Source organism: Advenella alkanexedens, from assembly GCF_019132845.1.
Classification (GTDB): Bacteria; Pseudomonadota; Gammaproteobacteria; order Burkholderiales; family Burkholderiaceae_B; genus Advenella; species Advenella alkanexedens.
In genome coordinates this window covers 84563-99708 of sequence record NZ_JAHSPR010000003.1, presented here as the reverse complement: position 1 = coordinate 99708, position 15146 = coordinate 84563, and the positions used below count along the sequence as shown (strand labels likewise).

Genomic DNA, 15146 nt, shown 5'->3' with positions numbered 1-15146 from the left:
CCTTGTCGTAAGAGGCGTTGGAGCCATCGGGGTTCCAGGCGTATTGGTGGCGGGTGTTGGTGTCTTGTTAGTAGTATCGTGTATTGATAACTGCGTCAGTGAGCCGGTTTTGCGAATCGTACGAATACCCGCTTGTGCTATGCAGTTGCCTGGCTGGCTGGCAGGCTGGTGTGTTCGTTGGCCAGGGTGCCGCCTTCAGGCAAAATGTGTTCAACGGTTTGCGTGTCTTTGACAATGCGATAATAGTCGCGATAGTAGATTTGCTGGAATATTGCTGGAGAAAATACACGATTGAATGTTGTAAAACTAAATGCATCTTCACTGAATCGATCAAAAGCTTGTTTTCTTTTAAAACCCTGTAAAGCGGCTCTGTCTCCGTTCGTTATGTTCCAGCGTAGCCGGATCAGCCCATTGGCTACCGTTCTTGAGCTTGTGTATATAGTTTAATTTTCCATTTCCGTCATAGGAAAATTGCATTTTGTCGCCATTGGCAAATGATTGCAGGATGAGCTGGTTTTTTTCATTGGATTAACATTGTTGTCTGGCAAGGTCTTTGGTTCAGCTTTTAAGAAAAAGGCCGAACCGTTATATATTTAAGGGAGCGTTTAGGCTAGAAGGGAGCGTCCCAGTCCAGATTTTTTTTAAGCCATTGTTTATAGGCAGGGACATCTATTTCTCCTACGATGCGATGTTCCAGACCAAAAAAATCAAATTGTTGGGTCGCATTTGGGTCTTCGGGAATTCTGCGAATGAAATGTTCCATTTCGATTCTTGCTTCCTCGCCTAAGTAAGGGTGAGATGCTTGACGCCAGTTTCTTTCGTTGTGGCCAGCCGTTTGTATATGCCTGTCTCTATTCGGAACAATATCGCCATTATCAGGAGCCCCATGCATGAAAGGGGTGTCTATGCTTTGGAAATTTTGACTGAGGATTTTATCGCTTTTGAAGGTGTCAAGTGGTTTTAAGGGAACACCTGCCTGTGTGGCTTGCCAATGTATCCAGGCCAAGGCAATATCACCCAAGTCACTGTACCGACCGGGGGCCGGGTTGTGAGTGTCAGTCAGGTCACTGTCCCATCTAATGCCACCAATGTCGGAATGGGCACCAATAAAACCTTGCTCTATGTAGTTGCGTCCATTCCCGGTTAACAGGGTAACAGGAAACAATTCCCGGAATTCATGCAGTGCCACGGCATGCGCTACCCATGTCCATTTTTCGGGCACGCTATATTTTTCTTTATGGTTGCGGCTGCCACGATTGCCCAATTGGGGGACGTTATCAAAAAGCCCGATAAAGCGTAAATCCAGGCAGGCCTGTATGAGTTTGAATGAAACACGATTATCACGGAATGGGTAGGAGAACAAGCCGTGTTTATCGGTATTGTCGGCTATCTTGTTGGCAAATATGAGCGCAAAGGTGGCACCTCGTGAAAAACCAACCACATCTATACTAAAAAAAGGTAAAGGTTGTGTGTTTGCCTCCTCATTTATGGGTGTTGCATCCCCTCGCACGTAGAAGTACGGGGCAATATGGTTGAGCAGTGCATAGAATTGCTGATTGACAATCTCTTGCGTTTTAGTGGCAGCCAGCAGATCCATTGTATTGCTAAAATTAGTCTCTTCAGTCAGGGCTCCCGAGCCTTCAATATAGCTGCCAAGCTGTCCATCATACAAACGTTCGAATTTACGGACATTGGTGTTGGTGTATTTATCATTATTGGTACCATCAAAGGAAAAAAGCAGTAAACCCAGCGGGTCAGTAAACCGGCGAGGCTGCTGGGCGGCATAACCAAACGGATCGTTATTAGCTGCAGGCCCAATCGGGTCGGGTTCCAGATAATGCCCCGCTGCTGGGTCATAATAACGGTGCAAGTTGTAATGCCAACCGGTTTCCTGGTCGTAATATTGCCCGGGCAGGCGCAGGTTGAATTCAATATCGGCATGTAAAATATGGCTTTCCCCGGTTGGGCTGTTATGTGCCAGCCAGTGGATTTTCTGCTCTTGGTCGGTCACCATGAAAGGCTGGCCGATGTGGTCTGTATGAATGAAATACAGCTTTGACTGATGAGGATGCCGCCTGGGGTCATCAATGGGCACTTCTTCGGTGGGTACCATTTTTATGGGGAAAGTCGCCTGTTCATAATCAATAAAAGCAACGGGCAGCTTGCCGGCATAAATATAACGGCGGCTGATATTGTCATTGACACCCTGCGTGGTGAGCTTGTCCCGGTGGATAGTCCACTCTCCAACCAGTAAATTGTTTTCATCATAGTAATAATGGGTATGCGCGTCAGGGGTGGTTTTGATGGTTCGCTGTCCATGCACACCATAAAAGTAGGCGGCTAAGAAGGCTTTATTTTTAGTGATGTAATGCAGTTTGCGATTGGGGCCATACTCAAGTTCAAGTTCTCCCGTTTTGATTGGCAAGCCGCTGACATCACGTTCAATAGCGGGCTTAATTGTATTGCTACCATTAAAATAAGCGGCACTGGATCCATCCTTGTTCCAGGCATAATGGTGCAGGCCAGACAAATCCTGTTCTTTATATTGGGCGCTGGTTTTGGTGCTGATCATTCTTTGGGATGGGTCATAGGCATAATTGCGGCCTGCTTCGTATTTTGCGTCTGGCACAATGACGGTTTCGCTGCGCAGGGTGTTGTCTTCAGAGAAATCCAGTGTCTGGGTCCAGAACCGTTTGTCTTTATTCCATAAGCTAAGCTGGGTTTGTCCTGCATCGGTCTTAAGGGCATGAAAGGCCAACTGGTTGCCCAGCACATAGCCTTTTTCGGGAATGCTGGAATCCATGATTAAATGGTGTTTTTTGCCGGATTGTTCGGTCCAGATAATGGTTTCGGGTTTGTTGTTTTCATTATAAAAATAACTAATGTATCCCCCTTCGGGTAAATGGTGGATTTTGGTTTTACCCTCATTTTCAAAGATGTATTCATCATCGTATCTTATTGAGGGCATCCAGTCCTCAATGCCTTTTCTATTTGCTGATACCCATATTGGACGACGGCTGGTATTGATGTTTAGCGTGTTTTTTTGCAGCGTAAAGAACACTTTTTTTTCGACGTTATTTTCGTCACTATATTCAACGGCAAAAAAATTGTTTTTCGGTTGTGAGACTATTTTTGTGGTTACAGACCTAGCCTTGTTTTTGGTTGATTCCATCACCTTTACCAGGTGCCCGTCTTTATCATATTCAAACAAAGCCTGGTCTCCATTGGCAAACTTCTGTTCTACCGGCAGGTTTCTGTCGTTATAACGGGTATGTTCGGCACCTGTAATTTTGCTGGACCATGTTACCGGACGGTCTTTTTCATCGTAGTGCAGTTGCAGCCCGGCCCAGGGTGAGCGGCTGATGTCCAGTTGTCTGATATTATCGTTTTCATCGTAATGAATCTGGGTGCCATTCAGGCTGGTCATTCTTCCCTTGCTGTCATATTCGGCTTTGGTGCCGGGTATGGCGCAACCATGACAGCCAGCTCCTTCAATTGCTTCCAGTACATATTTTCCACCCTTGATGGAAGTATGAAAATCGGTGTGCTGGCCATCGGTATTTTTAACACGTGTGAGACCTGGGACATTTTCAGTTTTGGGGCGACTGATATATTCAATCTCAATACGGTTGTTGGTGTCGTCTTGGCGACCCGTGATGGAACGAATGGCCAGGCCTTTTTCGTTATAAGCCCATGAATTGGTTCTGACCGATTTTTTACTGGTATGGTCATGCATGCTGATGCCGGTTAGCAAAAACGGGTTGCCATGCTGGTATTGGGCTTCATAGGCATAGGCTTTGCCCATTTTGTCGGGTCTTTGCATGCCAACAAGGCGTAGGCCTGTGTGTTTTTCAGGCTGTTCGTGCTGGTAATGAAAAGTGCCAATATGGGTATCAATACGGCTTAAACGGGCCGTGCCCTTGAAAATTTCATAATTAAAAACCAGCTTGTGTTGTTGGCCTGCCTGCACTTTCAGAATGGCATGCCTGGTGGGGCCAGGCCTTTCATCGCGACTGATGCGGATGGGTTCCAGCCCTGGTAGATTAACCTGTATCAGACGCCCATGCTGATTAAAAATCTTGCTGAAACCGGAGCCCAGTTCCCAGTGCCAGACATTGTCTTTGGCCAGCAATTTGCCCTGACTGGCCTGTACTGCATGGGCGGTGTCACCCTGGCGTGCCTGAAATAGGGTGCGGGCGCCATCGGCATGGATAATTTGCAGTTTGTTACCTGCAAAATACAGGCGGGTATCATAAGAATGCGACCAGCCTTCACCCAGCAGGCTATTACCTTTGGAGAGCGAATTGTAATATCGTGTTAATTCCAGTCCTGATGGCAGAAAGGGCAGATCGGTTTCTTCTTGGTATTTATTGCCACTAATTAAATGTATGGGGTTGCCAACACCTAAATTAAGTGATGGCTCCTTGCTTCGATCCTTGCATGGATGTCCAGTAAAGGCAGGCTTGCAAACAGGATTTCCATTGTTTATTTCGCTGGTTTGTGACCAGGCTGCAGGCATTATGACTATTGCCAGCAGGAGCAGGGTTGTGATTCTTTTCATGAATATAAGTGCACGTCTTGAATAAAAAATGAAATCATCGGCTTGAAATGCTTCTTGTAGTAAACTGGACGTATTACTTTATCTATTGTGGGAAACCGACGATGCTGATTACTTTCCGCTCAAATGCAAGTGCTGATGTTGTGATGCTGGACAAGCATGCCCTGTCTGTCCTGAAGGCTGCAGGGCGTGATTATGAGACCTTGCCTGAAAGTGGCGTGTTTACGGTAGAGCAACTGGATGAGGCCATTCAGAACATTTTGCGTGCCGTGGCCGAAGACCCCGATTCCAATCCTGACCTGGTTTATGCCGATAAAGACAGGGAAGAAGAAGATGACGAGTATCCGGAAGAAAAGCCGCACCCGGTGCTGGAAAAGGTGACCTTGCGTCGCCGTACTTTTCCTTTGCTGGACATGCTAAGGGCCGCCAGGGCTCAAGGCAAGGAAGTGGTGTGGGAAGTGGGAAGTGCCTGGTAAACGATTAATCCTTAAACGATTAATCTCGCTAAACGGTTAACATTTACCCATTAAAAAAACCCAAACAACCGGGGGTATCCGGTTGGTTTGGGTTTTTTAATGTTTGCCGTTTTGTCTGGTCTTGAGCCTGTTTGGTTCAAAAAGCTGGTTTGCCCCCAGTGTATGGGATCAATCAGGACAATTGCCTGCCCGTATGTTTAATACGGGCCTGGCAAGACGGGCTTATCAATTTCAGGCAGTCGCAGCCTCAACGTTTTCTTCTTTGGCGCAGTTGGCACCTTGCTGAATATGACGGTTGACGGCACTTAACACGGCCTGGAAGGAAGCAGTCACGATGTCTTTGTGAACACCAACCCCGAAACCGGTGGCAGAGTCGCCCAGACGCAGTTCAACATAGCAGGCGGCCAGTGTTTTCTCACCAGAACCAATGGCGTGTTCATGGTAGTCCATGAAGCGGATAGGCAGATTCAAGGCATTGATAAATGCAGAAATGGCACCATCACCCTTGCCACTTGCCTTGACGACAGTGCCGTTGTTTTCCAGTTCCACTTCGATGCTGAACGTTTCATCATCAGCGCCTTCCGGATGGCTGTTGATCTGGTGCTTGAGCAATTTCCAGGGTGAAGTCTGTTTCAGGTATTCTTTCTCGAAGATCTCGTAAACGGCATTGCCATTGACTTCGGTGCCCGTTTCATCGGTCACGCGCTGGATGGCGCGGCTGAATTCAATTTGCAGGCGACGGGGCAGGTTCAAGCCCTTTTCCTGTTCAAGCAGGTAAGACACACCACCTTTACCAGACTGGCTGTTGACACGGATCACAGCATCGTAACTGCGGCCCAGGTCGGCAGGGTCAATAGGCAGGTAAGGTACTTCCCAAATGCCGTCAGGGTCTTGCTGCGCAAAGCCTTTTTTGATGGCATCCTGGTGAGAGCCTGAAAAGGCGGTAAAGACCAGGTCACCGGCATAGGGGTGACGTGGATGGACAGGCAATTGGTTGCAGTATTCGGCGGTACGGCGGACTTCATCAATATCGGAAAAGTCCAGGCCGGGATGGATACCCTGGGTGTACAGGTTAAGTGCCAAGGTAACCAAGTCTACGTTACCGGTACGCTCACCGCTGCCAAACAAACAGCCTTCAACACGGTCGGCACCGGCCATGACCGACAACTCAGCGGCGGCAACGGCAGTACCGCGGTCGTTGTGGGGGTGTACGCTAACGATAATGCTGTCGCGGTTGTTGACGTTTTTGCAGAACCATTCAATCTGGTCGGCGTACATGTTGGGGGTGGTGGATTCGATGGTCGCAGGCAGGTTGAAGACAATTTTGTCTTCAGGGGTGGGTTGCCAAACTGCTGAAACTGCGTTACATACTTCCACGGCAAATTCGGGTTCGGTGGTGCTGAAAACTTCGGGTGAGTATTCATAGCGCCATTTGGTTTGCGGATATTTAGCCATGGCTTCCTGTACCCAACGTGTACCCTGAATGGCCACTTCTTTCACTTCGTCTTTGCTCATGTTGAAAACGATTTTGCGGAAAGCGGGCGCACAGGCGTTGTACAGGTGAATCATGGCGGTTTTTGCACCAGCGGCTGCCTCGGCAGTCCGTTCGATCAGGTCTTGACGGGCCTGGGTCAGGACAATAATGGTGACGTCATCGGGAATCAGGTTTTTCTCAATCAGAGTGCGCACAAAGTCGAAATCGGTTTGTGATGCGGAAGGAAACCCAACCTCAATTTCTTTGAAGCCAATGGCCACCAACTGTTTGAAAAAGCGCAATTTACGCTCAACGCTCATGGGCTCGATAAGAGACTGGTTGCCATCACGCAGGTCGGTGCTCATCCAGATTGGAGGAGCGGTAATGGTTTTGCTGGGCCATGTACGTTCGGAAAAATCCTTGACGAACGGTTTGAAGGGAACGTATTTTTTTGCTGGGTTGGAAAGCATCATAATGCACCTGTTTGATATGAATCCCGGTGCTGGAACTGGCGTTTGCCTGTTTGTTGGCCCGGGATATTACAATTTAATAAAAATCCGGGTGGCTAATACAGGGCTGCCGAACTGCCACGAATGCTCTAGGCTCGGCAACCGAGCGCTAGTAGTAGAAGAGAAGAGAGTGCGCAAACCAACAAGCCGCCGTTGCAACTTGTAGTAATTTGAGAGGGATTGAAAGTTTGCGTTTTCATAATGACTTTATTATGAGCATGAAAGGGGGGTAAAGTCAAGAGATTTTTTCGTTTTGGCCAAGCTCAGGAATAAAATTGTGTTGCAGGAGTATTTGTTGTTCTTTGACTTGAGCCAGTTTGTAAACACGTCCGCTGCGTAATTCACTGAGGGTTTCTTTTAAAGTGATGAATTTGATGGGTTCTGTGCGATCACTCCAGGCCCAGGCCAGCACTTCCTTGCCTTCCGGAGAAAGCTGATTGATAAGCGGGTTGATTTTTCGTGGGGGAGGACAGTGTTCACCGGCACGTCTGATGCTTCCACTTAGCCAGCTGCTTAAGATTATATAAAGGATAAGGCTGCCTAGCAGAACCAGGCCCCACCAAATATAATTGTTTATACTGTTCAGGTAGGTAACCAGTTGATCGCTGAAGGCTTCCAGTCCGGCGTAATCCTGTTTTTTGCCAAAATCAATGATTTTGCGGGCAAGGAAAATCCAGACAAGTACCGAAAAGGCAATGACCGTGCTACGTAAAATAATTTGTGGCATAGCCAACGTCAGGAGGGTTTTGCTGAGTACTGCGGTATCATTTTTATAAGCCGCTGGTTTTTTTTGTTTCATAAAGAATTTTTAATATGCGTCAGGCGTTAGAGTTAAAAACGGGCCAGCAATTGGTCATGACCCCTCAGTTGCAACAGTCATTGCGATTGTTGCAGTTTTCCGGTCTGGATTTCCAGGTTGAGCTGATGCGCGCCATTCAGGACAATCCGATGCTGGAGTTAGTAGATGATAACCAGATATCGTCTGAAACACCAAATTCCGAGCTGTCTTATGCTGAGGTTTTACAACAGGATTGGGATCAGCGTAAACCTGCCGCTGCCAATTCCGAGGATGATGATTTCTATCCTGAAACCGCAACCAGTGTGAGCCTGGAAGCGTATTTGCGCAGTCAGTTGGGGACAACCCATGCCATGGAGCGTGATATGCTTCTGGTTGATGTCCTGATTGATGAACTGGACGAAAATGGCTATCTGCATACACCGCTGGAAGAGGTGGCCGGATTTTTTGAGGCTGAGCATGAGGTAACCGTAGAGGAGCTGACGGTGGCGTTGCGTTTGTTGCAGTCGTTCGATCCTCCGGGTATTGCGGCCCGCAGCCTGTCAGAATGCCTGTTATTGCAGCTTTCTCGTGAGTTAAGTCCTGAACCTGATGGCAAAGTATTGGCCTGCGCCAAAAAAATTTGCGCCAATGCCCTGGATGCGCTGGCAGCGGCCGATATGGCTGCCTTGCAAGCGGTCACCGGTGCCGATATTACCCTGATTCGCCAGGCCCATGGTTTGATTCAGGGGCTTGATCCACGGCCAGGTAAAGCCTGGAGCACGCCTGCAGCCGATTATGCGGTACCTGATGTGTTGGTGAGAAAAATCAATCATGAATGGGTTTTATCCCTTAATCAGGGGATTTTGCCAAAGGTTCGGATTAATGCCGAATATGAAAGCATGATCAGGACCCTGGGTAAAAAGCAGGAAAGCAGTCTGAGTGAACAGCTAAGTCATGCAAAGGGTTTTTTAAAACAGGTCAATCACCGTTTCAGCACCATTCTGGATGTTTCCCGAGTCATCATGAAATATCAAACAGCCTTTCTTGAAGAAGGTGTGTCTGCCATACAACCTCTTACCTTAAAAGAAGTGGCACAGGAGCTGGAGATTCATGAGTCAACCGTATCCCGGGCCACCACGCAAAAATTCATCGCCACTCCGCATGGGGTATTTGAACTGAAATATTTTTTTGGATCGGGTGTAGCCACCGAGTCTGGTGAGCATACCTCGGCCAAGTCGATTCAGTTGAAAATCAAGGCGCTGGTCGAGGCTGAAGATGCCAAAAAACCTTTGTCCGACAGTAAGTTGTGTGATTTGTTGATGGCGGATGGTTTGTTAATCGCCCGCAGAACAGTGGCTAAATATCGTGAAGCCATTGGTATTGCACCGGCTTCCAGAAGAAAAGCTCAGGCTCTTCTGAAAGGCTGACTGTTTTTTTTAAGAAAAACAGGGAAAAAATATTGCGAAAAAAATAAAAATAGATGATAATGATTCGCATGTATATTTGTATTTGTAATGCCATCACAGAAAAAACCGTTATTGAGGCAGTCAATAACGGAGCGTCAACCCTTGGTGATTTACAGACCGAGTTAGGTGTTGCATCGTGCTGTGGTTGCTGTGCCCAGACTGCCAGCGAATATCTTCCGAAAGATTCAGCCTCTAATGCAGCAAATCAAGAGTATGTGAGCGAGTCACGCAGCCGCAAGGCACTTGTGTCCACGGCACTCTGGTAGGCAACGTATTGGAAAAATCCGGTGTTTTCGCATAAGCTTCCTTTTGCTCAGGAAAAGGAAGCTTATGTCGTATTCATTTTGGTAAATCTGTTTCGTAACCGCTTCCAATATATAATGGAAGCCTGGGGGGCGGTGTTGTTTTTGCATACCGGAATCCCATTGAGCAAACTTGAAAAAGGAAGGGTTATGAAAGGCGATAAAGAGGTTCTTAAATACCTGAACAAGCAATTGACCAATGAGTTAACGGCGATTAATCAGTATTTCCTGCATGCCCGCATGTTGAAAAACTGGGGCTTTAATGTGTTGGGCAAGCATGAATATGAAGAGTCCATCGAAGAGATGAAGCATGCCGATGCCCTGATAGAACGTATTTTTTTGCTGGAGGGATTACCCAACCTGCAAGATTTGCATAAGTTGCGCATTGGTGAGGATGTACCCGAAATCCTGGCTTGTGATTTGCACCTTGAGGTAAGTGCTCATGGAACGCTTACCGAAGCGATTGCCCATTGCGAAAAAGTGCGCGACTACGTTTCTCGTGATTTGTTCCGCCGCATTCTTGATGATACCGAAGAACATATCGACTGGTTGGAAACCCAAATTGAACTGGTGGACAAAGTAGGTCTGCAAAATTACCTGCAAAGCCAGATGGGTGAAGAATAATGTTTCTTTGAGTGTGGGTGTTTTTCACGCTAACCGCTGATTAGAGCAAGCAAAACCAAAGAAGCAGGGATCAACCCCAAAAAGCATGGATAAACATCCAGCTTTTTGGGGTTTTTTTATGCTGGGTGCTGTCTATCAACCAGGTGCGTATAGTGCACCTTAATCCTAAATTGTTGTGAAAAGATAAGTTTTATTTCTAAAATGTAACAAATTAAATTGATAACAAAAGGAGAAATGGTAATGACAATATCTAGTCTGAACGCAGAAGAAGCGGTAACGGCAACATCTATTCCAAGCGAAGAAGAAATAATTGCACGTGCTACTGCATTAATTCCGGTGTTGCGTGAGCGTGCTGCAGATGTAGAAAAAAACCGGATGGTTTCTACAGAGACGATCAGGGATTTTACCGAAGCCGGTTTCTTTAAGATTCTGCAACCCAAGCGGTGGGGTGGCTATGAAATGAACCCTAATGTCTTAAATAAGGTATTGATGGAGTTGGGTCGTGGTTGTCCGTCAAGCGCCTGGAACGTGATGGTTTTGGGGGTACATCCTTTTGAGGTGGGATTGCTTGATTCGCGTGTGGGCGAAGAGCTGTGGTCCGAGGATTCCCATGTGCTGGTGTCTTCTTCCTATGCTCCTTTTGGCAAGGTAACCGCTGTAGAAGGCGGGTATGAGCTGGAAGGAGAGTGGTTGACCTCCAGCGGGTGCGATCACGCTGCCGGCGGGGCGTTTTTAGGAGGGCGGGTACAGGAAAATGGCGGTATGGTATTTCGTTCCTTTTGGGTGCCGGCCCGGCATTTAGACATTGTAGATGATTGGCATGTGGTAGGTTTGGCAGGAACGGGTAGTAAAAAACTGGTGGTAAAAAAAGTCTTTGTCCCTGCCTACCGTAGTCATGTGATTGGTGATTATGATGAATCCACTCATGGTCATGTTAATAATTTGTATAAGATGCCTTTCTTTTATGTGTTTTACGCAGCGGTTTCGTCAGTCATCGTTGGAATGGCGCGTGGAATGGAGGATATGTATGTAGAGCATATGAAACCAAGGCAAAACCTGAATCAGGCTGTTGGGGCAGCGGTAAATGATCCGTTTATCAAACAGCGTTTAGGCGCGGCAAGCGCTAAAATTTTAGGTGCAGCATCCCGGGTTCTTCATAATACCGATGAAGCATGGGGTTATGCATCCAGGGGTGAACTGGTGCCATTGGACGTGCGTATCCGGCATTTTGCGACTAATCAGTTTACCGGGGGCGAATGTTTTGATGCCGCGCATATGATATTTAAAAAGACCTCAACCCGTGGTGTCTGGTTAAGCAGTCCCATGCAGCGCCAAATGCGTGATATTTTAGTTGCAGCCAACCATATTACTCAAAATGAGGACAATATTGGTGAATTGTTGGGCGGCAATCTGCTGGGCGCACAGCTGCCTGTTCCTAATCCTTTTGGCGTGAAATAGGTAATGCAGGACGTATAACATGCAATTACGAGATATTAATCAGGTTTTGGATTGGCAGCCCAATGCCCTTTTGGCTGATCTGCCGTTGGTTGGAGAGGAGGAACACCGTGCCGGGATGCGCCATTTTGCCGCGGCAACCTCTATTATCACGACAGTTCATGAGCAGGAGTGTGTTGGTTTGACGGCAACGGCAATTTGCTCGGTAACGGCAGATCCCCCACGTCTGGTTGCCTTTGTCAATAAAAATGTATATGCCGCTGAATACATTATGGCAACCGGCTTGTTATGTGTGAATACATTGGCCGGGCATCAATCTGAATTGGCGTGTATTTTTGCCGGCATGCGCAAAGAAATTCCGGGGCCAGAACGTTTTAAACATGCTGAATGGGAAACCCTGGTAACGGGTGCTCCGGTCTTAAAGGGGGCAAAGTCCAATTTTGATTGTCGGGTTATTAAGGTTTTTGATGAAAGCACACATTTTGCATTTTTATGCGAGGTGTTGGCAACCCGTAGCAACGAGACCGGTGGTGCATTGTTGTATATGGGGGGTAAGTTTTATACCTTGCAGGAAACCTGAATCAGTCATTAATGAGCTAATTAAAACACTCGCTTCGGCGAGTGTTTTTTATTTGTAGAAAATGAAAGTGCTGTTTAACCTGTGAACAACCTTGACAAAGCTGTCTTGCATGTCATTAAAGCCATGCTAGCCTACTGGTGGTAGGAAAAAGGGACAGGGAGTCGACCTATTCGCTTATAAGTTGCTCGTATTGGGCTAGCTGGTTTTCTATTTTGGTCACGGTTTCTTTAAGGTAATGTAAGTAACGCGCGGCCGCCGCTTCTGGCCTAAGGATTTTCTTTAAAAAAACCAGGTTGACCGTCGAAATTACCCGGCGTTTATAAGTAATGGGAAGGGCAATGGCAGCGGTATTGCTTTCATTGACCCAGTCTCCTTCATTGGAAGCGTAGCCCCTAAGCTGTGTTTTTTCAACAAGCTGACGTAAAAAAGCGGGGTTATGCGCTAATTGGGCCTGTGGAGAAGGATCTGTTTGAATGATAGGAATTAATTGTTGGCGTTCTTGTTCGGGGCAAAAGCAAAAATAAGCCCGGCCTGCAGCGGTCGTAAGCAAAGGAAGCCGCCGCCGGATCATTGCCCGATGAAACGAGAGTGAACTAAAGCGATGTGAGGTTTCACGAATAATTACAGAGGCCCCGGACAGGGTGCACAGGTCGGAAGGCCATAAGGTCAGTTTGACCAGTTCATTAATGGCGGGGGCGGCAATTTGCGTGACCCAATCGTCGTCACGGAAGCCTTCACTAAGCTGGCGGACTTGGTAACTTAAACGGTAGCTGTGGTCTGACGGGCTTTGGCTGACATAGCCTTCCTCAATGAGGGTTTGTAGAAGGCGTTTAATGGTGGTGCGATGAATGCCCGTAGCCTGGCTAAGCTCATTGATGCGCGCTGAACCATCAGGACAGATGCTAAGGGCCTGCAAAATAGCTAAACCGCGAACCAGGCTTTGTGACTTTTTATAAGGTGACGTTGAGCGCGGATTTGACATGACAATTAATGAGTGGCAGTTAACGGTAATTTTATAAAAAAAGATAAAGACTTTTTTTGACATAGTGAAATAAAAAGTGCAATTTGAGGAGCTTTTACATGACGATATTACTAAAGTGTTTGTCTCATACACCTTTGCGTGGCTTGTATGATCCGAATCCCGAAACGGCAGCAGAGGTTAATGCTGTTTTAGACGCTACAAAAAAAGAAGTAGAGGAGTTTGATCCGGAGTTAATTGTTTTATTTGCGCCAGACCATTATAACGGCTTATTTTATGATTTGATGCCGCCGTTTGTGGTTGCCACAGGGGCAAATTCTGTGGGTGATTATTTAACACCCGAAGGAAAACTATCGGTTCCCGAAGACCTGGCTTTGGATTTGGTACGTTTTGTGCATGATAAAGATATTGATGTGGCCCTGTCGCATCGGTTGGATGTTGATCATGGTTGTACCCAAATCCTGATGGAAACAACAGGAAGTTTAACCCGTTACCCTGTTATTCCAATCATTATTAATTCTGTTGCACCCCCTTTTACGCCTTATCGCCGTATTCGTAAATTAGGTGAGGCGGTTGGGCAGTTTATTGCAACGTTAAATAAACGAGTTCTTATTTTGGGTTCAGGTGGGCTTTCTCATGAGCCACCAGTGCCCTTGCTAAGTGGCGCCGCCTCAGAAGTGGCTGAATTTTTAATTTGTGGACGCCGGCCAACGCCCGAAGCACGGGCTGCCCGTGAGGCACGCACGGTAGCGACCGCAAAAATTTTCGGCACATCGACCTGCAACCTGACCCCTTTGAACGAGGAATGGGACAAGGCATTTATGGATTTGCTCGCAAGCAATGAGTTGCAAAAAGTTGATGACTTTGAGGTGGATGTCATCTCTAAAGAGGCGGGGCGTTCTACCCATGAAGTAAGAACGTGGGTTGCTGCTTTTGCCGCTTTGGCTGCAGCAGGCGAGTACAAGGCACGTCAAGACTACTACAAACCTATCAATGAATGGATTGCCGGGTATGGTGTCATGAGTGCCGAATTGGTTTAGGTTTAAATTAAAAATGTATTTTTAAGGTTTAATATGACAGTCATCAGTGAAGAAACAAGTAGCCGTTTTGTTGATATTAATGAAAACGGTTTGGCATTAAAAATCCACTATAACGATTTCGGGCAAGGTGATGAAACCGTTATTATGTTGCATGGATCAGGGCCGGGCGCAACCAGTTGGGCCAACTTTTCTCAAAATGTGGAGCCTTTGGTTAAGGCGGGTTATCGCGTTATTTTGTTAGACAGCCCTGGCTGGGGCAAGAGCGATCCGATTGTGGTGACCGAATCCCGCTCTCATGTTAATGCGGCAGCAGTTAAAGGTCTGGTTGATGCGTTGGGAATCCAGAAAGCCCATTTGATTGGTAACTCAATGGGCGGGCATAGTGCCACGGCGTTCACTTTGGACAATCCTGATCGTGTTGGAAAGCTTATCCTGATGGGAGGCGGCACCGGTGGTTTGAGTACGTTCACACCTATGCCTACCGAGGGTATCAAGCGTTTGCAGGGTTTATATCGTCATCCAACCCTGGAAAACCTGCGCGCCATGATGGATATTTTTGTTTATGATGCCAGTAGCCTGACTGATGAGCTTTTGCAGCAACGCTTAACAAATATCCTGGACCGTCAGGATCATCTGGATAATTTTGTAAAAAGCCTTGAGCTTAATCCCCGCCAGTTTCCTGATTTCGGTGCACGTCTTGGCACAATTACCGCACCTACATTGATAATGTGGGGCCGGGATGATCGTTTTGTGCCTATGGATGCGGCGTTGCGTTTGGTGACCCATATTCCCCAGGCGGAACTGCATTTATTCAATCGTTGCGGTCACTGGGTGCAGTGGGAGCATAAAGATCGTTTTAATGCCTTGGTGCTTGATTTTTTAGCGGCTGAATAATGGGATCGACA

11 protein-coding genes and 1 pseudogene are annotated in these 15146 nt (G+C 47.1%); 8 read left to right on the top strand and 4 right to left on the bottom strand.

Annotated features, from left to right (window positions below; all coding sequences use genetic code 11):
- Positions 1–610 precede the first annotated feature (610 nt).
- The gene (locus tag KU392_RS04950) at positions 611–4561 is read right to left on the bottom strand and encodes a DUF6531 domain-containing protein (RefSeq protein WP_217734744.1); all 3951 of its coding nucleotides are present in this window, start codon (positions 4559–4561) and stop codon (positions 611–613) included.
- A gap of 101 nt (positions 4562–4662) precedes the next feature.
- Here KU392_RS04950 and KU392_RS04945 point away from each other — a divergent pair, with 101 nt between their 5' ends.
- Complete coding sequence (locus tag KU392_RS04945) at positions 4663–5034, top strand: DUF1840 domain-containing protein (protein WP_169293046.1); 372 nt, start codon at positions 4663–4665, stop codon at positions 5032–5034.
- Between the two features lie 231 nt (positions 5035–5265).
- On the opposite strand, the gene leuA is transcribed toward KU392_RS04945, so the two are convergent.
- Both leuA and KU392_RS04935 read right to left on the bottom strand, forming a co-directional pair.
- Positions 5266–6981 carry a 2-isopropylmalate synthase gene (gene leuA / locus KU392_RS04940; RefSeq protein ID WP_217734743.1) on the bottom strand — a complete coding sequence of 572 codons (1716 nt, stop codon included), beginning with the start codon at positions 6979–6981 and terminating at the stop codon, positions 5266–5268.
- 271 nt (positions 6982–7252) lie between these two features.
- The gene (locus KU392_RS04935) at positions 7253–7816 is read right to left on the bottom strand and encodes a hypothetical protein (RefSeq protein ID WP_169293047.1); all 564 of its coding nucleotides are present in this window, start codon (positions 7814–7816) and stop codon (positions 7253–7255) included.
- A gap of 14 nt (positions 7817–7830) precedes the next feature.
- On the opposite strand from KU392_RS04935, the gene rpoN reads away from it, so the two are divergent.
- From rpoN to KU392_RS04910, 5 genes and pseudogenes are all read left to right on the top strand, one after another.
- The gene (gene rpoN / locus KU392_RS04930; RefSeq protein ID WP_217734742.1) at positions 7831–9222 is read left to right on the top strand and encodes an RNA polymerase factor sigma-54; all 1392 of its coding nucleotides are present in this window, start codon (positions 7831–7833) and stop codon (positions 9220–9222) included.
- 68 nt (positions 9223–9290) lie between these two features.
- Positions 9291–9482 (top strand): annotated as a pseudogene (locus KU392_RS04925) ((2Fe-2S)-binding protein); the annotation flags it as partial.
- Positions 9483–9713: 231 nt separating this feature from the next.
- Positions 9714–10187, top strand: a complete 474-nt coding sequence (gene bfr, locus KU392_RS04920; RefSeq protein ID WP_169293049.1) for a bacterioferritin — start codon at positions 9714–9716, stop codon at positions 10185–10187.
- 240 nt (positions 10188–10427) lie between these two features.
- Positions 10428–11645, top strand: coding sequence for an acyl-CoA dehydrogenase family protein (locus KU392_RS04915; protein ID WP_217734741.1), 1218 nt, complete (start codon positions 10428–10430; stop codon positions 11643–11645).
- Between the two features lie 19 nt (positions 11646–11664).
- The gene (locus KU392_RS04910) at positions 11665–12222 is read left to right on the top strand and encodes a flavin reductase (protein ID WP_217734740.1); all 558 of its coding nucleotides are present in this window, start codon (positions 11665–11667) and stop codon (positions 12220–12222) included.
- A 166-nt stretch (positions 12223–12388) separates the two neighbouring features.
- Here the strand turns inward: KU392_RS04910 and KU392_RS04905 are convergent, their stop codons facing one another.
- Positions 12389–13204: a DNA-binding transcriptional regulator gene (locus KU392_RS04905; RefSeq protein ID WP_217734739.1), complete on the bottom strand. Its 816-nt coding sequence runs from the start codon at positions 13202–13204 to the stop codon at positions 12389–12391.
- A 98-nt stretch (positions 13205–13302) separates the two neighbouring features.
- On the opposite strand from KU392_RS04905, the gene KU392_RS04900 reads away from it, so the two are divergent.
- Both KU392_RS04900 and KU392_RS04895 read left to right on the top strand, forming a co-directional pair.
- Positions 13303–14241: a 3-carboxyethylcatechol 2,3-dioxygenase gene (locus tag KU392_RS04900; RefSeq protein WP_217734738.1), complete on the top strand. Its 939-nt coding sequence runs from the start codon at positions 13303–13305 to the stop codon at positions 14239–14241.
- A gap of 33 nt (positions 14242–14274) precedes the next feature.
- Entirely contained in the window at positions 14275–15135 is an 861-nt protein-coding gene (locus KU392_RS04895) for an alpha/beta fold hydrolase (RefSeq protein WP_217734737.1), read from the top strand.
- Positions 15136–15146: the final 11 nt, after the last annotated feature.